We start from the raw sequence: 23,355 nt of genomic DNA on the forward strand, positions 1-23,355 counted from the left end.
GAATCCCGCCGTAGACACCATTTCATTAATTAAGGTTATCACTTATGAGTAAGAAGGAAGCGTCAATGAAAAAAATTCTACCTATTTTAGGACTTTTTGCTTTAGGAGCTTTTGTTATTTTTTATTTCTTGTTCAATAAAACCAATATTTTTTCCAGTTCTTTAGTCATTGAAGTACCAAGCAATTCAAACCCCACGAAAGAAACAATTGTCTACCAATGTGGCACTCAAACTAATAGAGAACGTATCGAAGTTACTTATCTCAACGCTGGCAATATTTCGTTAGTTGATTTCACATGGAACGGTGAACGCATTGTTGGAGCAAATGTAATTTCAGCTTCAGGTTCAAAATATGCGGGAGCTCAATATATTTGGTGGACAACTAAAAATGAAGCCATACTTTATGACCTCATTAATGACCCTAATGAAGAAAAACCCATTATGTGTGAAGAAGAAAAAAACACAAAATAAAACAGATTTTAGATTAAAAGTCATACTGGTTTCAGTGTGATGTTTTATCTTCCAATGTAGGCAGTTTTTCTTCTGTCTCATTTAACAAAAAGGTTGGCGGCTTTTGCAGCCAATCTTCTGAGTGGTCTCGATGCACGGCAGCCTGTGAAAGAAGCATAGTCGTAACAGGTATTGTCACAAGCGTAAAAATTGCTAACAAAGCTTCATGCACAACAAAATGACCATCTACAAATATCGCATAAAGGATTGCAGCAATAACAATGCTTCCAGTTCCCAAGCTTGCACCTAATGAAGGCATATGGAGACGCTCATAAAAACAAGAAAAGCGCATAAGCCCTATTGCTCCAATAAGTGTAAGACCAGATCCCAGCACTAAAAAAATAGTAATAATAATAGCAATCCAAAGCGAAACATCATCTTTCATTCAATAATTTCTCCACGCATCAAAAATTTTGCTAAAGCAACACTTGAGATAGGACCTAAAAAACAAATCATAAGAGCAACATCAAAATAAATATTTGTCCCTGAACGAATATCAAATATAAGAAATAAAAGAACAGTCGTCATATAAAGAGTATCCAACCCCACAACTCGATCTTGTGCCCTTGGACCATAAATTAATCGAAAAAACGCCAGAATCATCGCCAAACTTAAGAAAATCTGTGAAAGGAAAATTCCCCAATAAAGGATCATCATACTCATTAGAAAATCTCCAAAAGCAATTGTTCATATCGTTGTTTGATCAGCTGTTGATAATCATTTCCATCTGCTAAATTGAGAACATGAATGAGAAGTTCACTATTTTTGCTATTATACGCAATCCAAACAGTACCTGGAATTGCCGAAAAGATACATGCTAAAATAGCTAAAGCTGTACGACTCTTAAGTGTAAGAGGAACAATAATAAAACCAGAGTGTTGTTCCTGGTGCTTTTTTGTTAAAATCAACCAAGCCATCATAATATTTGCATAAATAGAATCTACCAACACCCGAAAAACCAACCGAAAAACCGCATTCCAACTTTTAACTGTGATTTTTTCCGGTTCAAGCAGCTGCATCATCCAACCACCAAACAAAGAAATTACACTTCCTAAAAGGAACTGGCCTAAACTGAAACCGTTTAAAATAAGCCACATAAAAACAATCGCACCACTTAAGAAAGGATGAGGAAAAAAGCGCTTCATTGATTCCTCTCAGTGTTTTTGAGAGAAAAATCAAATAAAACACTCTCAATATAATTTTTAGGATCATGCAAAGTCTTAGCGGTTTCAGACATATAATGACTCACAGGGCTAGCTATAATTGTCATAATAAAACATAAAGAAAAAAGAGCAGCGATGGGTGCAAATTCAATCATTTGTATACGTGGAACTTTGCCTTCAAAAGAAACCCAAAAAGTTCGAATGCCCATACGTACCATTGCAACCAAAGTTGCAAAACCAGATAAAATAACAAAAACTATAAAAAACCAATCACGTAAAACTGGTACATAAGTAGAAAAATTTCCCTCGTTTGCGTTTAAAATGGCTGTAAGCATCATAAATTTTGCAACAAAACCAGAAAAAGGAGGCAATCCAATAATCAAAATTGCACAGATACTAAAACAAGCTCCAAGAACAGCCAACGTTACTGGTAAATAAGTACCAATTTCATCTTCCTTTTCTTCTTCATCCTCACTATACAACTCCATCGTAACAGCCAAAACATTAGTAGCCATATCTCGACTACGTTCAACCAATTCAACTAAAAGAAAAAAAGCTCCGAGTGCTAAAGTCGAAGAAACAATATAAAAAAGTATACCCGTAGTCAGTGCCACATTACCTGTTCCAATCGCTGTTAATACTGTACCAGAAGACACAAGAATACTGTAAGATGCCAAACGTCTTAAAACTTGGCTGGCTAACACTCCAATAACACCAAAAGTCAGCGTAGCAAGCCCACCATAAAATAAAACCGTATGACCAAAATGAGCCAAATATTCACTTTCAGAACCAAACCATAACAGCGTTAACCGCAAAATAACATAAATGCCCACTTTGCTTAAAATCACAAAAGAAGCACCAATAGGCGCTGCTGCTGCACTATAAGCTGGCACCAACCAAAAATTAAGCGGCCACATGCCAGCTTTGAGCAAAAAAGCAACACCTAAAAATGTTGCACCTACTTTAAATAAAACAATATCTGCATCAGCTATATGTTTTATTTTGATCGCTAAATCAGCCATATTAAGCGTACCAACCACCCCATAAATGAGTGCCGCGCCAATTAAGAAAAATAATGAAGCAACAAGGTTAATGACCACATAATGCATACCTGCACGCACCCGTGATTGACCCAAACCATGTAATGCAAGCCCATAAGAGGCGGTTAACATAACTTCAAAAAATACAAATAAATTGAATAAATCACCCGTTAAGAAAGCACCATTTATCCCCACCATCAAAAACTGCATCAGCGACTGAAAATGAGGGCCCGCTTTACACCAATAAGCTTGTGAAAAAATCAAACCAGCAGCAATCAACACATTTGAAAGCAAAAGCATCATAGCACTTAAGCGATCAAGAACCAAAACAATACCAAAAGGTGAAGGCCAATTGCCAAGCCGATATACATCTGAAGCTGGAGCTATTTCAACAGTACGCATAAGCAAAACAACAGAAATAACAACCAATAAACCCGCGGAAAAAAGGCTAACGCGTGATTTAAGTTGTGAACGACGTTCATCATAAAATAAAAGAATTGCTCCAATGCTTAATGGCACAAGAACAGGTAAAATAAGTAAATGATGCAGCCAAATTTCTGTCATCTTACTTCATGTCCATCAACGTGGTCTGAATTTGTTAAACCGCGTGAAACCAAAAGGATGACTAAAAATAGCGCTGTCGTTGCAAAACCAATCACAATTGCTGTCAAAACTAAAGCCTGAGGTAAAGGATCAACATAATTTGCAGGATTAATCACAACAGAAGGGTCAACAATAGGCGCTGCATTATTGCGTGGTCTGCTCATTGAAAATATAAAAAGGTTAACCCCATAAGAGAGCAACGACAAACCAAGAATAACTTGAAAAGTTCGTGGACGCAAAAGAAGCCAAATGCCTGATCCAATAAAAACACCAATGCCTAAAGAAAGAACAACTTCCATTAACTTTCCTTTTTCTTTGTAATAGATTTCTTACTAATTCGGTAAAAGCGTATTGATTGATGTGCAAGCGCAATTAAAATAAGAACGCTCGCTCCCAAAACCACAGAAAACACTCCAAAATCAAACAACAAAGCAGATGCTATTGGAATGTTTTCAATTAAAGGGAGATGAATATATTGAAAAAACGATGTTAAAAAAGGATATCCAAAAAACCAAGAACTTGTCCCAGTTAGCACTGATAATAATAAGCCAAAACCAATCCAACGAACAGGTAAAACACGTAAATGGCTTTCCACCCAGCGAATATTAGTAGCAAGATACTGTAGAATAAATCCAACCGCTAAAGTAATACCACCAGCAAACCCACCTCCTGGAAAATCATGCCCACGCATTAATAGATAAACCGCAATAGCGATAATAACAGGAAAAAGCCAATGCATAATAACAGAAGGAATAGTTAAATAATCCGATAAAGTATCTCCAACTTCACGATCGGGTTGCGCTGTATCAAAAGCTGTTTGAATGCGTTGCTGAAAAGGCGCATCAACACTTTCAGGAGCAGGGCGAAAACGCCGCAAAAGAGCAAAAACAGTGAGCGAAACGATACCCAAAACAACAATTTCTCCCATTGTATCAAAGCCACGAAAATCAACCAATAACACATTCACAACATTGCGACCACCAGCCTCAGAATAAGCGTGAGTAAGAAAAAAATCAGAAATTGTTACCCCTTGGGGGCGTGTCATTATCGCAAATGATAACCACGCCATACCTGCTCCTCCCACAAACGCTATGATAAAATCGCTCACACGGCGCAAACGCACAACAAAACCAACAGGCAGTGGAGCAGGATCATACAAACGCTTAGGCAACCACCGCAAACCAAGAAGTAAAAGAATTGCCGTTACAACTTCAACAACCAATTGTGTCAGCGCCAAATCGGGTGCAGAAAGCCATAAAAAAGACGCACAGGTCATTAAACCAGCACCACCTAAAAGCATTAATGATGCAAAACGATGAAATTTTGCATACAAAGCAACTAAAAAAGCACAAACCCCACCAATCAGCCAAATGGCTATGAAGGGTAAATCAAGTGGAAAAAGCAATAATGGACCAGCTGAAATCAAACCATCATGCCATAATAAAAAACCAACAAACGCAAAACAAACCAAAAGTGCCCAATGCAATTGAACTTGTAAACGACGTGTTGACAAAAGAGCTTCTGCTGCACGCGCCCATTTCCAAGAAATCATCATGAGAATTCGTTTAAAAACACGCTGCCTCTTTAAATAACGAAAAAAAGGAGGACCTTCATCACAAGATAGAAAATAACGACGCCCTAAAATATAAAGTAGTACCCCTCCTGATAAAGCGACCAAACTCATGATCAAAGGGGTATTAAAGCCATGCCAAACAGATAAACTATAAGAAACTCTCGCAGGCCCTAAAACAGCTATAACCGCATTATCTAAAATGAATCCCATTGTTAAATTGGGAAAAATACCAACTGCCAAACAAATAAAAACCAAAAACTCTATCGGAAAGCGCATAAAACGTGGTGGTTCACGCGGTATTTTGGGTAAATTGACAGGTTTTGGCCCAAAAAAGACACCATGAATAAAACGTACAGAATAAGTCACGCTAAACAGGCTAGCAAGCGTTGCCACGTAAGGTGCAATCCAATCCAACCACGATTCCATATGTGTTTCAACCGCTTGCGCAAAGAACATCTCTTTTGATAAAAAACCATTCAATAAAGGAACACCAGCCATCGCCGCACCCGCGACTAAAGCAAGAGTTCCTGTAATAGGCATATAACGAAAAAGACCTGTTAATTTGCGTATGTCACGCGTTCCTGTTTCATGATCAACAATACCGGCTGCCATAAATAAAGACGCTTTAAAGGTAGCATGATTAACAATATGAAAAATTGCTGCAACACATGCAAGTGGACTGCCAAGACTTAAAAGTGTTGTAATTAAACCAAGGTGACTAATAGTTGAATAAGCAAGAAGACCTTTCAAATCTTGCTGAAATATTGAAAAATAAGCCCCAAGGAGCAATGTTGTGAGACCTGCAAAACCTACTAGAAAAAACCAAGATTCTGTTCCCGATAAAACTGGCCATAAACGAATAAACAAAAACAACCCTGCTTTTACCATTGTTGCTGAATGCAAATAAGATGATACAGGCGTTGGGGCAGCCATGGCTTTTGGCAGCCAAAAATAAAAGGGAAATTGTGCACTCTTTGTTAACCCTCCCAATAAAATGCAAATAAGCACAGGTGTATAAAGAGAATTCGACCGGATGAGATCCCCAGATTGCAACACCTCATCTAAATCAAAACTGCCAACAATATGACCAATGAGTAAAACTCCCAAAAGTAGCGCAAAGCCCCCAAAACCCGTAACGATTAAAGCCATACGGGCCCCATCACGCGCACTAGCATTATGATACCAATAACCAATCAATAAAAAGGAAAAAATGCTGGTCAATTCCCAGAAAATGACTAAAAAGACGAGATTTCCTGATAAGATTACTCCTGTCATTGATCCCATGAAAGCTAGAAAAAAAGAAAAAAACCGTGGAACCGGATCTGCCGGGTTCATATAATAACGTGCATAAACAACAACAAGCAGGCCTATCCCTGTAATTAAAAGGCAAAAAAGCCACGATAAACCATCCATGCGCAAAGTTAAATTAACACCCCACTCAGGTAACCAAGCAATATCTAAACGTACTACATGATTTCCATAAAGCGTTGGATAAAGTATCAATGTGAAAAGAAGGCAAAAAAACGCTATTGCCCCAGCAAACCACGCTTCGTTATTTTTGGCAGTTGAACCAAAAAAACCGATGATAGCGCTACCACCAAGGGGAAGCAAAACTAGCAATATCAACATTGCTTCCCGTATTGTCATTATCCAAGCTCCACCCTATCTTTAATGCTTTGGTATTGGTAAAATAAAAACTTCTTTATTTCACAATTATGATAATAAAATTTAAACAAAATTAAAAAAATGTCGCAAATTTTCAGAAAATAACTGCTTTTTGAAAGAAAACTATACACACCACACCGTCTTAGCCTCTTGTGACTTTTTAAAAAGCATTTACCTATAAAGCTGACGATACAATAAAACTGATGACACAATGAATAATTATGATTATTTGGATCATAAATGATCAAAACAAAAATCATATACATCTTAAGGGCTGTAATCTTCTTTTCTAAAATTTCTCAAAAAAAGATCATAAATCTTTCTTTGAATTAATAATGCCCTTATAGCCGCCTATTTAACATCTGAATGTGCAAACACAACGAATATCATGCCGAAATATTATCACTTATCACTACATTTATAATAACAACACTGATAATAACGATAATCTTAAAATTCTTGAGCTTCTAACATCTTGTAACTGTTAAAATCTCTAGAGGAAAATAGCTAATGAAATTTTCCCATTTCAATATCGTTTTTATGCTAAATCAGCGGCATTTTTTGTTATTATGAATAACACTTACCCTAGATATAGAAGCTTTTAAAATAGTACAAATTTTAAAAGCAATGCATGTAGCACAAATCTCAAAATAACTTAAAACAATATGAGATAATAGATCATCTTTTTATAACTAGATATAGCAGATTTTCCTTTATGATACTTTTTCCCTTGAGACATCCTATTTCTATAGGTACTAAACATCGGTAGAAATAATAAGATTCTTCATAAGATTCTTCAAAAGAGAATGGATGAGCAATGATTAAAACCCCTTATTATCTTATAGATAAATCCAAACTCATAAAGAATATGGAAATTATTGCTCGTTTACGAGAAATGTCGGGAATAAAAGTCTTGCTGGCTTTGAAATGTTTTGCAACATGGAGTGTATTTGATTTCATGTCTGAATATATGGATGGAAGTACCTCATCATCTCTTTATGAATTACGCTTAGGAAGAGAAAAATTTGGAAAAGAAACTCATGCCTATTCGGTTGCTTGGGCAGATGATGAAATTGATGAAGTATGTACTTATGCAGACAAAATTATCTTTAATTCAATTCAACAACTCCAACGTTTTGCGAGCACTACCAAAACTATTCAACGAGGATTAAGGCTAAATCCAGGTATTAGTGCATCAAATTTTGATCTTGCAAATCCCTCTCGCCCTTTTAGCCGTTTGGGTGAAACCAACCAAAGTGCAATCGAAGAAGTCTTACCCCTTATAAATGGCTTAATGATCCACAATAATTGTGAAAATGCTGATTTTAATCTCTTCAACCAAATGCTTAATCATATTGAAGAAAAATTTAAAAAACTCTTCATCGCTGTTGATTGGATTAGTCTTGGTGGTGGAATTCATTTTACTGCTGATAATTATCCTCTAGAAGCTCTTGCAGAACGTTTAAAACGTTTTTCTCAAACTTATAATGTAACCGTTTTTCTGGAACCAGGGGAAGCTGCTATCACAAAAAGTACCACATTAGAAGTTAGTGTTCTGGATACACTGTATAATGAAAAAAACCTCGCTATTGTTGATAGCTCAATTGAAGCACATATGCTCGATCTTCTCATTTATCGTGAAAATGCAAAATTAGAACCAAATCAAGGATCACATGAAATCATGGTTTGCGGAAAGTCTTGTCTTGCTGGCGATATTTTTGGAACATTCCAATTTCCTGAATTACTTAAAATAGGCGACAGACTGTCTTTTCAAGATGCCGCAGGCTATACAATGGTTAAGAAAAACTGGTTTAATGGCGTTGCGATGCCAGCCATTGTTATTAAAGAATGCAATGGAAATCTAACCATTCAACGTCAATTCAACTATAATGACTATAAAAACAGTCTTTCATAATCAAAATAACATATAAAATTATGCAGCGATATTAAAAAGGAGACCAACTACAATGAAAAAAAATGTTCTCATTATTGGTGCTGGCGGTGTTGCACAAGTTGTCGCGCATAAATGCGCTCAAAACAACGATATACTTGGAGAAATTCATATCGCTTCACGAACACTCAAAAAATGTGAGGCAATAATTGCTTCCATTAAAGATAAAAAAGCAATGAAAGTAGCAGGTGTTCTTAAAAGCCATATGCTTAATGCAATGAACATCGAAGAAACTGTAAAGCTTATTCAACAGACCAAATGTGAGATTGTTATCAATGTTGGTTCTCCTTTTTTGAATATGTCTGTTCTTTCAGCCTGTATCAAAACAAAATGCGCTTATATTGATACTGCGATTCATGAAGACCCTTTAAAAATTTGTGAAACACCACCTTGGTACAACAATTACGAATGGCCCAGACGTAAAGAATGTGAACAAGCAGGTATAACGGCTATTTTAGGCGCAGGTTTCGACCCTGGTGTTGTTAATGCTTATGCAGCGTTAGCACATGATACTTATTTTGACACAATTTCTGACATTGATATTATTGATATTAACGCTGGAAAACATGGACGTTGGTTTGCAACCAATTTTGATCCAGAAATCAATTTTCGAGAATTTACAGGGCAAGTATGGTCATGGCAAAATAAAAAGTGGGTTTCCAATCAAATGTTTGAAATCAACCATGAATGGGATCTACCAGTTGTTGGAAAACAAAAGGCTTACATGACAGGGCATGATGAAATTCATTCGTTATCCAAAAATCTCGATGTTCAAAATATTCGTTTTTGGATGGGTTTTAGTGAACTCTATATTAATGTTTTTACCGTTTTAAAAAATCTTGGACTTTTATCAGAACAGGTTATTAAAACAGCAGAAGGTCAAGAAGTTGTTCCTTTGAAAGTCGTAAAAGCTGTCTTGCCTGACCCAGCTTCTCTAGCGCCAAACTATACAGGAAAAACCTGTATTGGAGACTTCATTAAAGGCATAAAAAACGGAACTCCAAGAGAAGTTTTTATTTATAATGTAGCTGATCATAAACAAGCTTTCAATGAAACAGGCGCACAAGGGATTTCCTATACAGCCGGTGTACCTGCAGCAGCTGCTGCCATTCTTATCGCCACAGGAATATGGGATGTGAAAACCATGGTTAATGTAGAAGAACTACCACCACTCCCCTTCCTTAAACAACTTGATCATATGGGACTTCCAACCTGTATAAGAGAAAAACAAGAAGATAAACAATTACAATTTTAATCCATCAATATGCTAAAATATAAAAAAACCGCCCCTTTTTTAAAGAGGCGGTTAATAAAACCATAAGGTACAAATTAATCTGTAAAACAGATGTCTCTTTCAAGAAACATCATAAAACTTTTTTAAAAATTTTCTTAAGTATGAAGTGGCTTAGAAAATGTCGCTAAAGCTGCTTCTCGTACCGCTTCTGATAAAGTGGGGTGTGCGTGGCAACAACGGCTCAAATCTTCTGATGAGCCACCAAATTCCATCAAAACCGCAATTTCATGAATCATCTCACCTGCACCAAATCCGAGAATGTGTCCACCCAATACTCGGTCTGTCTTTTTATCAGCAAGAATCTTAACAAAACCATCACTTTTTTGCATCGCGCGTGCACGTCCATTAGCCATAAAAGGAAATTTCCCAACACTATAGTCAATGCCGGCAGCCTTAAGCTCTTCTTCTGTCTTACCTACACTGGCAATTTCTGGCTGCGTATAAACAACACCAGGAATAACATCAAAATTAACATGACCTTTTTGACCTGCCAAAATTTCAGCCACAGCGATGCCCTCTTCCTCAGCTTTGTGCGCTAACATCGGGCCTTTAATGACATCACCAATTGCATAAATTCCTGGAATATTGGTTTGCCAATGCTGATCAGTTACAACACAACCACGCCCATCTAACTGAACACCCACCTCTGCTAAACCAAGACCCTCAACATACGGATGACGCCCAGTTGCAATCAAAACAACATCTGCTTCCAAAACTTCTTCTGTACCACCTTTAACAGGCTCAAAAACCACCTTAGCAGTTGATTTAGATTTAGTAACAGCTTTAACTTTCGCACCAAGTTTATATTCAATTCCTTGTTTTTCCATCAATTTTTGGAACTGACGCGAAATTTCACCATCCATTGATCCTAAAACTTTATCAAGAAATTCAACAACAGTAACCTTTGCACCCAAACGGCTCCACACTGAACCAAGTTCTGAACCAATAACACCTGCACCCACAACAACCATACGTGTTGGAACTTTTTCAAGCGCAAGTGCTCCTGTGGAAGATACAATAACCTTTTCATCAATTTCAACATTGACACCTGGAATACTTGAGTTATCTGAACCTGTAGCAATAACAATATTTTTTGTTGCAATTGTTTGTTGGCTACCATCCTTAGCGGTAATTTCAATTTGGCCTGCATTTAAAATCTTTGCTGTACCAAAAAAAGTATCAATTTTATTTTTCTTCATCAAAAAAGAAATACCACTCGTATTAGCCGTTATAACGGTTTCTTTATGCTCCATCATCTTTTTAAGATTAAGCTTAGGTTTGGAGACAGAAACACCAAGTTCTTCAAAACCATGCTGCGTTTCAGCAAATACCTCTGAAGCATGTAACAATGCCTTAGAAGGGATACAACCAACATTGAGACAGGTACCACCCAATGTCGCACGTTTTTCAACAATCGCGACTTTAAGACCTAATTGTGCCGCTTTAATCGCTGCAACGTAACCACCTGGGCCCGCTCCAATCACAACAACATCATAAGACATTCGTTTTTCCTTTCATCCCCAAAACTGCACTTCTACAAATCAAGAACAAGACGTTCCGGATCTTCTAAACTTTCCTTGACACGTACAAGGAAAGTTACAGCCTCTTGCCCATCGACAATACGGTGATCATAAGAAAGCGCTAAATACATCATTGGGCGGATCACAACTTGCCCTCCAACAACCATTGCACGCTCTTTAATCGCATGCATTCCTAAAATACCAGACTGTGGTGCATTTAAAATTGGCGTCGACATTAATGACCCATAAACACCACCATTGGTAATAGTAAATGTCCCACCCTGCATATCAGAAACCGCCAATTTTCCCTCACGAGCAAGGCGCCCTAAACGGCCAATTTCTTTTTCAATCTCTGAAATTGACATTTGGTCTGCGTCACGAACCACCGGAACAACAAGCCCTTTATCTGTTCCAACCGCAATTCCAGCATTGACATAGTTTTTATAAACAATATCCGTCCCATCAATTTCAGCATTAACTGCAGGAAGTTCTTTTAATGCGTGGCAAACAGCTTTGGTAAAAAAACCCATAAAACCAAGCTTAACATTGTGTTTCTTTTCAAAAAGATCTTTATAACGCTTACGCAAATCCATTACTGCAGACATATCAACTTCATTAAATGTCGTTAACATAGCTGCTGTATTTTGTGCATCCTTAAGACGACGAGCAATTGTTTGACGTAATTTTGTCATACGAACGCGCTCTTCACGCATTTCATTAGATGAAGAAACCGACACAGAAGCACCTGCTCCTGTTTTTTGCGTTAACGCATCAAGAACATCTCCTTTGAGAATCTGTCCGCGTTTGCCAGAACCTGAAATTTTATCTTTTTCAATATTATTTTCAGCCATCAACTTTGCTGCCGAAGGAGCAGGAGGCATTGCACCACCACCCAAAGAAGATGAAGCCGGTCCAGATGCTGCAACCGGACTTGGTGCAGAAAGAGAAGATGCAGACGATGACGAAGCACCAGCAGCTCCCGCTTCAATCAACCCTAAAAGAGCATTCACTTCAACTGTATCACCTTCTTTTGCAAGAATTTCTGATAATTTCCCTGCAACAGGTGCAGGAACTTCAACCGTTACTTTATCAGTTTCCAATTCAACCAAAGGCTCATCTACAGCAACGGCTTCACCACACTGTTTAAACCATTTGCCAATTGTTGCTTCAGTAACCGATTCGCCCAAAGTAGGAACACGGATTTCACTAGCCATAATATTTTTCCATACGTCAGAGTAATAATTAAGTTAAGAACCCAACGCGTCTTCAAGAAACGCGGCAAGTTGTTCAAGATGTTTAGACATTAATCCAGCAGCTGGCGATGCACTCGCAGGGCGCCCAGCATAACGCGCACGTGAATATTTTGCATTAATACGGGTTAAAACCTGCTCCAAGTAAGGCTCAATAAACGACCACGCTCCCATATTTTTGGGTTCTTCCTGGCACCAAACAATTTCAGCTTGTAAAAAGCGTGACAGTACATCCGCTAAAGCTTTCGCTGGAAAAGGATAAAGCTGTTCAACGCGAAGCAAATAAACATTATCAATTCCCCTTTTTTCACGCTCCTCATAAAGATCATAATAAACCTTACCCGTACAAAGAACAACACGGCGGATCTTATCATCTTTTTGCAACTTAATCGCAGAATCTTTAAGACATTGCGCATCATCAAGCAATAAATGGTGGAAATTCGTTTTTGGCCCCATTTCGCTTAAAGAAGAGACCGCCCGTTTATGACGCAAAAGTGATTTAGGCGTCATCAAAATCAATGGTTTCCGGAAATCGCGTTTAATTTGTCTCCGTAAAATATGAAAATAATTTGCAGGAGTTGTACAATTAGCAACCTGCATATTATCCTCCGCACAAAGTTGAAGATAACGCTCCAAACGTGCCGAAGAGTGCTCTGGCCCTTGCCCCTCAAAACCATGAGGTAACAAACAGACAAGACCAGACATACGAAGCCATTTATGCTCTGCAGATGAAATAAATTGATCAAAAATGACCTGTGCACCATTAGCAAAATCACCAAATTGTGCTTCCCAAAGCGTTAAACCACGTGGCTCAGCAAGTGAATATCCATACTCAAAACCAAGAACTGCTTCCTCAGAGAGCATGGAATTTACAACTTCATAAAGTGCTTGCTCTTTTTGTAAATTATTCAAAGGAATATAACGTGTTTCATTTTCTTGGTCATAAAGAACTGAGTGACGTTGCGAAAAGGTCCCACGTTCAACATCTTCACCAGAAAGACGAATTGGTGTTCCCTCTAAACAAAGTGAACCAAAAGCCAAAGCCTCAGCTGTTGCCCAATCAATTCCCTCACCGATCTCAAACATTTTAGCACGATTGTTTAAAAAACGCTGAATAGTTTTATGGACATGAAAACTTGATGGAACCTCGACAAGCTTTTGCCCAATTTCCTTTAAAGTTTTCAACTCAACGCCTGTTGCACCACAACACTGTTCTTCAGCATCACCAGCCGCTTTCAAACCTGACCAATTTCCATCAAGCCAATCAGCTTTATCGGGATTATAAGAAGCACCTGCTTCAAATTCAATCTCAAGCTTATCGCGCCATTCTTTCTTTTGGCGCTCAATTTCTTCTAAACCAATAACTCCTTGTGCTACCAACTGGTCACTATAAAGTTGAACTGTCGTCTTGTGGTTACGAATTGCTTTATACATAAGAGGTTGCGTAAAAGAAGGTTCATCGCCTTCATTGTGTCCATAACGGCGATAACAGAACATATCAATCACCACCGGCTTATGAAAAGTTTGACGGAACTCTGTTGCTATTTTTGCTGCAAAAACAACCGCTTCAGGATCATCACCATTAACATGAAAAATTGGTGCACCAATCATCTTCGCAATATCCGATGAATAAGATGAAGAGCGTGAAAAGCGCGGATTAGTTGTAAATCCAATCTGATTATTGACAATTACATGGATAGAGCCCGCAACACTATAACCTTTTAAACCTGAAAGACCAAAAGTTTCCTGAAGAACGCCTTGCCCTGCAAAAGCTGCATCACCATGAATTAACACAGGCATTACTTTTGAACGCTCACTTAACGGAATAACGTCAGTGCGTGCAGGGCCAACAAGTTGATCTTGTTTAGCGCGCGCTTTCCCAATAACAACCGGATCAATAATTTCAAGATGAGATGGATTAGGTAAAAGCGATAAATGAACTTTTTGACCATTAATTTCACGGTCAACTGAAGCTCCTAAGTGATATTTTACATCACCCGATCCCGCCACATCATCAGGCTTATAAGAACCACCTTTAAATTCATGGAAAATAGCCCGGTGCGGTTTTGCCAGAACTTGTGAAAGAACATTTAAACGGCCACGGTGAGCCATTCCAACAAGAACCTCTTGCACACCTAAAGCATTTCCACACTTAATAATTTGTTCAAGAGCAGGAATAAGTGCCTCACCACCATCAAGACCAAAACGCTTTGCACCTTTATATTTTGTATCTAAAAACTGTTCAAAACCTTCTGCTTCTATAAGCTTGTTAAGAATAGCTTTTTTATCTTCCTGTGTGAAAGCACTCTGCTTACCTGATCCCTCAATACGCTCTTGAATCCACACTCTTTGAGCGGGATCAGAAATATGCATATATTCTGCACCAATTGTTGAACAGTAAACACGGTTAAGAATCTCAAGCATTTGTGGAATGGTTGCGTATTCTAACCCTAACACATTATCAATAAAAATCGGGCGTTCATAATCTGCAGAACTAAAACCATAAGTTTCTGGAGATAGTTCTTTATAATCCTCAGGTTTTTCTGCCAACTGGAGCGGATCAAGCCGCGCACGAAGATGCCCATGTGTCCGATAAGCACGGATCATCATAAGGGCTTGAATAGAATCTCGAGTTGCTTGAACAATATCTTGTTTGCTAGAAGCCGCCCCTTTTTGCACAGCGGCTTTTGCCTTTAACTTATCACCTAAATGCTTTTCAAGGGCAGACCAATCACCATCTAAAGCACAAACCAATTCTCCACTTGCCTTTAACGGCCAATGGTCACGCTGCCATGTTGCCCCTTCAGCATTTTTAAGAACATCTTCTTTACTGTCTTGAAAACTCTCAAAAAAATCACGCCATTGCTCATCCACATTCGTGGGATTTTTTTCGTATTCGGCATAAAGCTGATCTATATAATCTGCATTCCCACCATACAGAAACGACGTTTGCGCAAAAAGACCATTTATCTCATTCTGCCTTGTCATATATCTTCCCGGAACATCTCGTTCCGTCTCCTTAATATACCCACATTACTTTTAACTAAGAATCGGGACATTGTAAAAAAAATTTTACTTTTCGGTTTATCTGGATGGATACAAAGACCCACCCAGATAAAACTTTCTTTTATCCCTTCAAAACTGAAACCAAAGTCTTACCAATTTGTGACGGTGAAGGAGAAACACGAATTCCAGCAGATTCCATTGCAGAAATCTTATCTTCTGCACCACCTTTACCACCAGAAATCACCGCTCCAGCATGCCCCATCGTACGCCCTGGAGGGGCTGTACGACCAGCAATAAAACCAACCATCGGTTTTTTACGGCCTTTTTTGGCTTCGTCTTTGATAAATTGTGCCGCTTCTTCTTCAGCGGAACCACCAATTTCTCCGATCATAACAATAGACTCGGTTTCATCATCAGCCAAAAACATTTCCAATACATCGATAAATTCAGTCCCCTTAACAGGATCACCTCCAATACCAATAGCAGTTGTCTGCCCAAGATCTTCACGACTCGTTTGAAACACTGCTTCATAGGTTAAAGTTCCCGACCGTGAAACAATACCAACAGAACCCTTCTTAAAAATAGAACCAGGCATAATACCGATCTTACATTCATTAGGCGTGAGAATACCAGGACAATTAGGGCCAATTAAGCGTGATTGTGACTGTTCTAATTTAGCCTTAACTTCAACCATATCCATAACCGGTATGCCTTCTGTAATACAGACAATTAAACCGATCTCAGCTTCTATAGCCTCTATAATAGCTGCCGCAGCACCTGCAGGGGGCACATAAATAACAGAAGCATCAGCACCCGTTTTTTCTTTACCCTCTGCAACACTGGCAAAAATAGGGAGAGTTTCTCCTTTTGACCCTTCCCACGTTTCACCCCCTTTTTTAGGGTTAATACCACCAACCATTTGCGTACCATGATAAGCAAGTGCCTGTTCTGTGTGAAACGTTCCCGTTTTCCCTGTAAGCCCTTGAACTAAAACTTTTGTATTTTTATTGACAAGAATCGACATAACTTAAGCTTCCTTCACGGCTGTAACAATTTTCTGAGCAGCATCATCTAAATCATCAGCAGAAATAACATTCAAACCACTATTATCGATAATTTCTTTACCGCGCTCAACATTGGTGCCTTCAAGACGAACAACTAAAGGAACTTTCAAACCAACATCCTTAACAGCAGCAACGACACCTTCAGCAATAACATCACAGCGCATAATTCCACCAAAAATATTGACCAAAATGCCTTTAACATTCGGATCAGCGGTAATAATTTTAAAAGCAGAAGTAACTTTTTCTTTTGAAGCACCACCACCAACATCAAGGAAATTGGCTGGCTCAGCTCCATAAAGTTTGATAATATCCATCGTTGCCATAGCAAGACCTGCACCATTTACCATGCAGCCAATCGTACCATCAAGAGCGATATAAGCAAGGTCATGCTTTGATGCTTCGATCTCTTTTGGATCCTCTTCTGAAACATCACGTAACTCTAAAATATCTGGATGACGAAACAAAGCATTATTATCAAAAGAAACTTTCGCATCAAGAACACGCAAATGACCATCTTTCATAACAATAAGTGGATTGATTTCAAGAAGACTCATATCCTTTTCACAAAAAGCTTTATAAAGAATAGGAAAGAGTTTTTCGCCATCTTCACGCGCACTATCATGCAAATCTAATGCATCACAAAGCTTCGTGCAATCTACAGAGGTAACACCCTTTGCGCAATCAATAGGAAGAGTGAGTATCTTTTCGGGTGTTTCTTCAGCAACCGTCTCAATGTCCATGCCCCCTTCTGTTGACACGACAAAAACAACCTGACCAACCGTACGATCAACTAAAAGTGAAAGGTAAAGCTCTCTTTCAATGTCAGCACCATCTTCAATATAAAGACGGTTAACCTGCTTACCTTCTGCACCTGTTTGTTTGGTTACCAAAGTTTTACCAAGCATTTCTTTTACATTAGCAACAACCTCTTCAACCGATTGTGCAAGCCGAACACCACCCTTTGCGTCAGGACCAAGTTCTTTGAACTTCCCCTTACCACGACCTCCAGCGTGAATTTGACTTTTTACCACGTAAAGTGGTCCCGGTAATTTTTTCGCCCACTTTTCAGCTTGTTCTACAGAATAAACAGCCACACCGTTTGCAATTGGTGCACCATATTCGTGAAGTATACGTTTGGCTTGATACTCATGAATATTCATTCGTTTTCCCTTTTCTTTTATGGACCACTAAATCAACCCTCAAACACTTAAAACATATTAATTTTAAGCGTAGAATTGAGCTTTATTTTTTAAGATTAGGTGCAATAGAAACGCAAGCCTCACAGAGCTTTTGCACTGCGTCGACTGACTTTTCGAAAGCATCTTTTTCATCCCTATTAAGATCAATTTCAACCACTCTTTCAACACCACCAGCACCAATAACAACAGGAACACCAACATACATATCTTTGATGCCATATTCACCTGAAAGATAAGCAGCAACAGGAACAACACGCTTAGTATCTTTCAAATAAGCTTCAGCCATAGAAACGGCAGAAGAAGCTGGTGCATAAAAAGCAGAACCTGTTTTGAGCAAACTCACAATTTCTGCACCGCCATCACGTGTACGTTGAACAATTTGATCAAGTTTTTCTTGAGTTGTCCAACCCATCTTAACAAGATCAGGCAAAGGAATACCACCAACAGTCGAATAGCGCACCAAAGGCACCATCGAATCACCATGCCCCCCTAAAACAAACGCTGTTACATCCTTAACAGAAACGTTAAATTCTTCAGACAAGAAATAACGAAACCGCGCCGAATCAAGAACACCGGCCATACCAACAACTTTTTGCACTGGAAGACCTGAAAATTTCTGTAACGCCCAAACCATCACATCAAGAGGATTTGTAATACAGATAACAAACGCTGAAGGTGCATATTTTTTAATTCCTGCACCAACCTGTTCCATAACTTTTAGATTAATCCCTAAAAGGTCATCACGACTCATACCAGGCTTGCGCGCAACACCTGCAGTTACAATAATAACATCAGCTCCTTCAATTGCTTCATAAGCATTAGAACCTGTTAAATTGACATCAAAACCATCAACCGGTGAAGATTCAGCTATATCGAGAGCTTTACCCTGCGGCATTCCCTCCATAATATCAAACAAGACGACATCACCAAGTTCTTTAAGCCCAATCATATGTGCTAAAGTACCCCCAATCATACCGGAGCCAATAAGAGCTATTTTCTTTCGTGCCATTTTTTCTTTCTCAATTTTTATCAGATAACCAAGCGCAAAATTCCCAGCGCCAATAAGATTGAATATTTCCCCTAAATTTATCAAAAATGGGAAAGTATGAAATTAATCACATTTCTCTCTTCATTGACATAAAATCCCTCTATAAATCAAAAATTAGAAATTTACTGCATTTTACCGATAAGATGAATCTTAAAAAAATACAATAGATTATTACAATACTTTTAAATTCAAAGAACTATTATTTTTATAGTTTATCTAAAGACAAAGTAATAATCATTTTATTTTATCCAAAAACTGTTTTTTCCAAATATCTAGATAGTCTTGGCTTTGCATTTCAAAAAGACGTGATTGTATTCTTTGAAACTCAAATGTTTCTGTTGTTTGCCAGTACCCTTGATATAAATCTTCAAGCCCTGCTGCCATCGACATAAACAGTCTTATGTGGCGTTCATAAAGGGTATCAATAAGCAAAATAAACCGTTTTGTTTCATTGCGATGGGTATCATCCATCACCGGAACATTATCAATAAAAATTGTATGATAACGCTCTCCTAACGCTAAATACTCAGCTACCGCCAAAGGTTTTGCACACAGATCTTGATAATCAAAGCGCACACACCCTGCACCAGAACGTGCAATATGAACAAAGCGCCCCCTTACAGATAGAGTATCAGACACTTCTTTTTGACCCTGCAGCACAAACTCCCATGCCTGATTCATACTTGCATCTGCCGCAGGCCCTAACGGTGTTACATACACATGGTGTAGATCTGACTTTTCAAGACGATAATCTGTTTTTGCATCAAGATTAACAACGTTAACATGGGTCTTTAAAATTTGAATAAAAGGCAAAAAAAGCTCTCGATTCAAACCATTACGATAAAGATCATCAGGAGCAACATTCGAAGTGGCAACGAAAATAACCCCATGATCAAACAAAGCCGTAATAAGGCGGTAGAGTACCATAGCATCTGCAATATCTGTTACACTAAATTCATCAAAACAAAGCACGCGCGCTTCTTGTGCAAGATCTTTTGCAACAGCTAAAATAGGATCATCTTGTTTAGCTTTTGTATCTTTAAGCATCTGACGATGTATTTTGATACGTTCATGGACATCAGCCATAAAATCATTGAAATGGGCGCGTTTTTTACTGCCTTGCGGTAAACAAGAGAAAAACAAATCCATTAACATGGTTTTGCCACGCCCTACTTCACCATAAATATATAGCCCCTGAATACGACCATGATTATCATTTTGTTTAAAAACACGTAAACAGGGTTGTTTTTTTCTTTTAAAGCGACGCCAAAATGCCCAAGACTGAAAAGTATTTTGTGCCGAAATTTCTTGCAGCAAACAATCAAAATATTTTATTAAAGCTAATTGAGCTGGATCCGAATTAATTTCTCCTTTGGAAACTAAACTTTCATAGCACGTCGAAACTAAAACCATCCAAGCGTCCCCTTTGCAAATCATTTTCAGTAAAAGAAAAATCCACACACATATTTATGAACAATCTTTCTTTTTTATCAACGGCTTAAAAAAACTGGCTGGTTATCAAATGTACGCCCCTCAAAATAATTCCCATTGGTGGAGTAAAAAGCAGCTACAGCGTGCCCTGAGTCATCATAGAAATATAATCTCTTTCCCTTGATAGCCCATGATTTAACTCCAGAAAATATTTTTGGACAAAGTAAAGGACCAGCACGGTACCCTTGACCAAATTTTGTCTGTGGGGTCGCAACTCGGCAAACCTTACCGTTTACAGACAAATTCCACACACCAGCAATACTGGCAGGAAATAAATCAACAGTATTACCTGGTAGCTCAATACTCGCTTCTTGTATTTCACTACTAGGATATTCACCCTCACTCATTGAAGAAACAGACGTTTCAATTTCTGTAAGATCAGATTCTGTTACAGATTCCGACATCTGCTGAACAGGATAAATAACCTCTTGTGTGTTACCATTATTCCCAAATCGGGATGTTGAACAACCACTTAAAATAGTTATAGCTGATAGTGCAATGAAAACTGAAACTCTTGAAAAGATCATATTTTACTCCTTCCCATAATAATAGCCTTCCATAAATAATAATAAATAAACGTACTCAAAAGACGTGAAAGCATTCTTATATGTGTACTACCATTTATATGTACCATTATATTAAGATAAATTAATAAATAAAAAAAACTCGTGAAATAAAGGCAAAAAACATGGAAATGCGATGAAAATCATCAATCTCGAATAATAATGCCTCTTCTTATTTAGCTTTATCTTGAACAAATACTAGTAATCTGAAAGATTTTCAGTCATATATTGCCTTATTGTGCTTATCATTTACCACTCAAAATAGAGAAATCTTATGAAGATACCTTTCAGCAAAATGAATGGTCTTGGAAATCAAATCATTGTTGCTGATATGCGTGAAAGCACACATAATATCACACCACAAGCAATTCTTACCCTAGCTGTAGATCCCCAAACACATTTTGATCAAATTATGGCTATTCATCCACCAATTCAAAATGATACAGACTTTCGCATCGAAATATGGAATGCTGATGGTTCAATAGCAAAAGCCTGCGGTAATGGTACACGTTGTGTTATCGAATGGCTCTCAAATCACACCCTTAATAAAAGCTTTCGATTAGAAACACCTGCCGGAATTGTTGAAGGTGAACGCCAAAGTAATGGTCTTATTTGCGTTGATATGGGGTGTCCACATCTTAATGCAAAAGATATGCCTGTTTCACGCGAAATAGCCGATACTAATCATGTAAAAATAACTGCCGGCCCCCTACAGGATGCCTGCCTTGTATCCGTCGGAAATTTGCATGCTATTTTTTTCGTCGATCACAATATTCAATCTATTCCATTAGAAAAATATGGACCAAAGCTTGAACATGACCTACTTTTTCCAGAACGGTGTAATATTTCTATTGCTTTTGTAACATCACAAAAAAGTCTAACCTTACGCACGTGGGAGCGGGGGGCTGGATTAACAAAAGCATGTGGGAGCGCTGCTTGTGCTAGTGCTGTAGCCGCTTACCGACGTGGATTAACTGAACGCCATATTGATGTAAATCTACCAGGAGGAACACTTGCTATTCATTATCGAGAAGATAACCATATTATCATGACAGGCCAGGCAGAATATGAATTCAACGGTCTTTTTGATCCCCTAACAGGGGCTTATGAAAAGGATTATTCCTGATGGCTATAAAAATTGTAACATTTGGTTGTCGACTTAATAGTTATGAATCAGAAGTCATTCGTGAAAAAAGTGCTTCTGCTGGTCTTGATAAGCTCAAAGGTGATGCCATTATCTTTAACACTTGTGCTGTTACTGCTGAAGCAGTGCGACAAGCCAAACAAGCTATCCGTAAAGCTAAACGTGAAAATCCTCATGCCCGTATTGTTGTTACAGGATGCGCAGCTCAAACAGAAGCAGAAAATTTTGCTCTTATGACAGAAGTGGATCTTGTTTTAGGGAATGAAGAAAAACTCCATACCCATTCCTATCGTCAATTTCCTGATTTTGGCATAAATCACGATGAAAAATTGCGTGTTAATGACATTATGGAGGTGCGCAACATTGCCCCCCACATGGTTGGTGCAATAGAAGGCCGTACGCGTGTTTTTGTACAAGTGCAAAATGGATGCGATCATCGCTGTACATTTTGCATTATTCCTTATAGCCGTGGGCCATCACGCTCAGTTCCTATGGGTACTATCATTGAACAAATTAAAAAGTTTATAGGCAATGGTGTTCAAGAAATAGTCCTCACAGGTGTTGACCTTACAAGTTATGGTGCCGATTTGCCAGGAAAAGCCTCGTTAGGAAAATTAGTTTCAGCCATCTTGCATCATGTCCCTGATTTACCACGACTACGTCTTTCATCAATCGATTCTATTGAAATAGATCAAGAATTAATCGATCTCCTAGCTTATGAAAAAAGAATAATGCCCTACCTGCATTTATCTTTACAAGCTGGCAGTAATATGATTCTAAAACGAATGAAACGGCGACATTTGCGTGAAAACGCAATCCAGTTTTGTCAAGACTTACGCGCTAAACGCCCTACAATGGTTTATGGTGCCGATCTAATTGCTGGTTTTCCAACCGAAACAGAAGAAATGTTTCAAAACAGTTTAGCTTTGATCGATGAATGTAATTTAACGCATCTTCATGTTTTTCCCTTTAGCCCAAGAGAAGGAACACCTGCTGCCCGTATGCCTCAAGTTAACCGCGAAATAATAAAAACTCGTGCAGAAAAGCTCCGTAATGCAGGAAAAAAAGCCTATCAAAAACATCTTTCTCATTTAAAAAACACTCAACAAACAATCCTTGTTGAAAAAGATGAAATTGGACGAACTGAAGATTACACACTCACACACATCAAAGGTACTAAAGCTGGAACAATCATTAAAGCCCTTATTATTGGCCATGATGGTAATAAATTAATTGCTGAACATATTAAATGGAATGCAGCTTGAATAGGAA

19 protein-coding genes are annotated in these 23,355 nt (G+C 38.3%); 5 read left to right on the forward strand and 14 right to left on the reverse strand.

Annotated elements, in window-relative coordinates; all coding sequences use genetic code 11:
* The first annotated feature begins 65 nt into the window (after positions 1–65).
* Positions 66–470 carry an MliC family protein gene (locus GGR10_RS03315; RefSeq protein WP_182479911.1) on the forward strand — a complete coding sequence of 135 codons (405 nt, stop codon included), beginning with the start codon at positions 66–68 and terminating at the stop codon, positions 468–470.
* A 31-nt stretch (positions 471–501) separates the two neighbouring features.
* Here GGR10_RS03315 and mnhG read toward each other — a convergent pair whose 3' ends face one another.
* The 6 genes from mnhG to GGR10_RS03345 are packed head-to-tail and all read right to left on the reverse strand — an operon-like array spanning position 502 to position 6,535.
* Positions 502–894 (reverse strand): monovalent cation/H(+) antiporter subunit G, encoded by a 393-nt coding sequence (gene mnhG / locus GGR10_RS03320; RefSeq protein ID WP_182479912.1) that lies wholly within the window; start codon positions 892–894, stop codon positions 502–504.
* Positions 891–1,172 carry a K+/H+ antiporter subunit F gene (locus GGR10_RS03325; RefSeq protein WP_182479913.1) on the reverse strand — a complete coding sequence of 94 codons (282 nt, stop codon included), beginning with the start codon at positions 1,170–1,172 and terminating at the stop codon, positions 891–893. Before GGR10_RS03325 ends, mnhG begins: the two co-directional genes overlap by 4 nt.
* Positions 1,172–1,654 carry a Na+/H+ antiporter subunit E gene (locus tag GGR10_RS03330; protein WP_182479914.1) on the reverse strand — a complete coding sequence of 161 codons (483 nt, stop codon included), beginning with the start codon at positions 1,652–1,654 and terminating at the stop codon, positions 1,172–1,174. Before GGR10_RS03330 ends, GGR10_RS03325 begins: the two co-directional genes overlap by 1 nt.
* Positions 1,651–3,276: a monovalent cation/H+ antiporter subunit D gene (locus tag GGR10_RS03335; protein ID WP_182479915.1), complete on the reverse strand. Its 1,626-nt coding sequence runs from the start codon at positions 3,274–3,276 to the stop codon at positions 1,651–1,653. Before GGR10_RS03335 ends, GGR10_RS03330 begins: the two co-directional genes overlap by 4 nt.
* Positions 3,273–3,614, reverse strand: coding sequence for a Na+/H+ antiporter subunit C (locus GGR10_RS03340; protein WP_010704436.1), 342 nt, complete (start codon positions 3,612–3,614; stop codon positions 3,273–3,275). The genes GGR10_RS03335 and GGR10_RS03340 overlap by 4 nt, the downstream gene beginning before the upstream one ends.
* Complete coding sequence (locus GGR10_RS03345) at positions 3,614–6,535, reverse strand: monovalent cation/H+ antiporter subunit A (protein WP_182479916.1); 2,922 nt, start codon at positions 6,533–6,535, stop codon at positions 3,614–3,616. Before GGR10_RS03345 ends, GGR10_RS03340 begins: the two co-directional genes overlap by 1 nt.
* Positions 6,536–7,370: 835 nt before the next feature.
* Between GGR10_RS03345 and nspC the strand changes: the two genes are divergently transcribed.
* Complete coding sequence (nspC, locus tag GGR10_RS03350) at positions 7,371–8,468, forward strand: carboxynorspermidine decarboxylase (protein WP_182479917.1); 1,098 nt, start codon at positions 7,371–7,373, stop codon at positions 8,466–8,468.
* 52 nt (positions 8,469–8,520) lie between these two features.
* On the forward strand, positions 8,521–9,759 hold the full coding sequence (locus GGR10_RS03355; protein WP_182479918.1) for a saccharopine dehydrogenase family protein: 1,239 nt from the start codon (positions 8,521–8,523) through the stop codon (positions 9,757–9,759).
* Between the two features lie 134 nt (positions 9,760–9,893).
* On the opposite strand, the gene lpdA is transcribed toward GGR10_RS03355, so the two are convergent.
* From lpdA to GGR10_RS03395, 8 genes are all read right to left on the reverse strand, one after another.
* Positions 9,894–11,300: a dihydrolipoyl dehydrogenase gene (lpdA, locus tag GGR10_RS03360; protein WP_182479919.1), complete on the reverse strand. Its 1,407-nt coding sequence runs from the start codon at positions 11,298–11,300 to the stop codon at positions 9,894–9,896.
* Positions 11,301–11,332: 32 nt separating this feature from the next.
* Complete coding sequence (gene odhB, locus GGR10_RS03365; protein WP_182479920.1) at positions 11,333–12,532, reverse strand: 2-oxoglutarate dehydrogenase complex dihydrolipoyllysine-residue succinyltransferase; 1,200 nt, start codon at positions 12,530–12,532, stop codon at positions 11,333–11,335.
* Between the two features lie 33 nt (positions 12,533–12,565).
* Entirely contained in the window at positions 12,566–15,556 is a 2,991-nt protein-coding gene (locus GGR10_RS03370; RefSeq protein ID WP_182479921.1) for a 2-oxoglutarate dehydrogenase E1 component, read from the reverse strand.
* Positions 15,557–15,695: 139 nt separating this feature from the next.
* Positions 15,696–16,598: a succinate--CoA ligase subunit alpha gene (sucD, locus tag GGR10_RS03375; protein ID WP_010704443.1), complete on the reverse strand. Its 903-nt coding sequence runs from the start codon at positions 16,596–16,598 to the stop codon at positions 15,696–15,698.
* Positions 16,599–16,601: 3 nt separating this feature from the next.
* Complete coding sequence (gene sucC, locus GGR10_RS03380; RefSeq protein WP_182479922.1) at positions 16,602–17,798, reverse strand: ADP-forming succinate--CoA ligase subunit beta; 1,197 nt, start codon at positions 17,796–17,798, stop codon at positions 16,602–16,604.
* A gap of 82 nt (positions 17,799–17,880) precedes the next feature.
* On the reverse strand, positions 17,881–18,846 hold the full coding sequence (mdh, locus tag GGR10_RS03385) for a malate dehydrogenase (protein WP_182479923.1): 966 nt from the start codon (positions 18,844–18,846) through the stop codon (positions 17,881–17,883).
* Positions 18,847–19,119: 273 nt separating this feature from the next.
* Positions 19,120–20,298, reverse strand: coding sequence for a cell division protein ZapE (gene zapE / locus GGR10_RS03390; protein ID WP_182479924.1), 1,179 nt, complete (start codon positions 20,296–20,298; stop codon positions 19,120–19,122).
* A gap of 77 nt (positions 20,299–20,375) precedes the next feature.
* Positions 20,376–20,903 carry an AprI/Inh family metalloprotease inhibitor gene (locus GGR10_RS03395; RefSeq protein ID WP_182479925.1) on the reverse strand — a complete coding sequence of 176 codons (528 nt, stop codon included), beginning with the start codon at positions 20,901–20,903 and terminating at the stop codon, positions 20,376–20,378.
* Between the two features lie 310 nt (positions 20,904–21,213).
* Here GGR10_RS03395 and dapF point away from each other — a divergent pair, with 310 nt between their 5' ends.
* Together dapF and mtaB are read left to right on the forward strand one after the other, a co-directional pair.
* Positions 21,214–22,065, forward strand: coding sequence for a diaminopimelate epimerase (dapF, locus tag GGR10_RS03400; protein WP_182479926.1), 852 nt, complete (start codon positions 21,214–21,216; stop codon positions 22,063–22,065).
* Positions 22,065–23,348 carry a tRNA (N(6)-L-threonylcarbamoyladenosine(37)-C(2))-methylthiotransferase MtaB gene (gene mtaB, locus GGR10_RS03405; RefSeq protein WP_182479927.1) on the forward strand — a complete coding sequence of 428 codons (1,284 nt, stop codon included), beginning with the start codon at positions 22,065–22,067 and terminating at the stop codon, positions 23,346–23,348. Before dapF ends, mtaB begins: the two co-directional genes overlap by 1 nt.
* Positions 23,349–23,355 lie beyond the last annotated feature (7 nt).

Source organism: Bartonella chomelii, from assembly GCF_014138465.1.
GTDB lineage: Bacteria > Pseudomonadota > Alphaproteobacteria > Rhizobiales > Rhizobiaceae > Bartonella > Bartonella schoenbuchensis.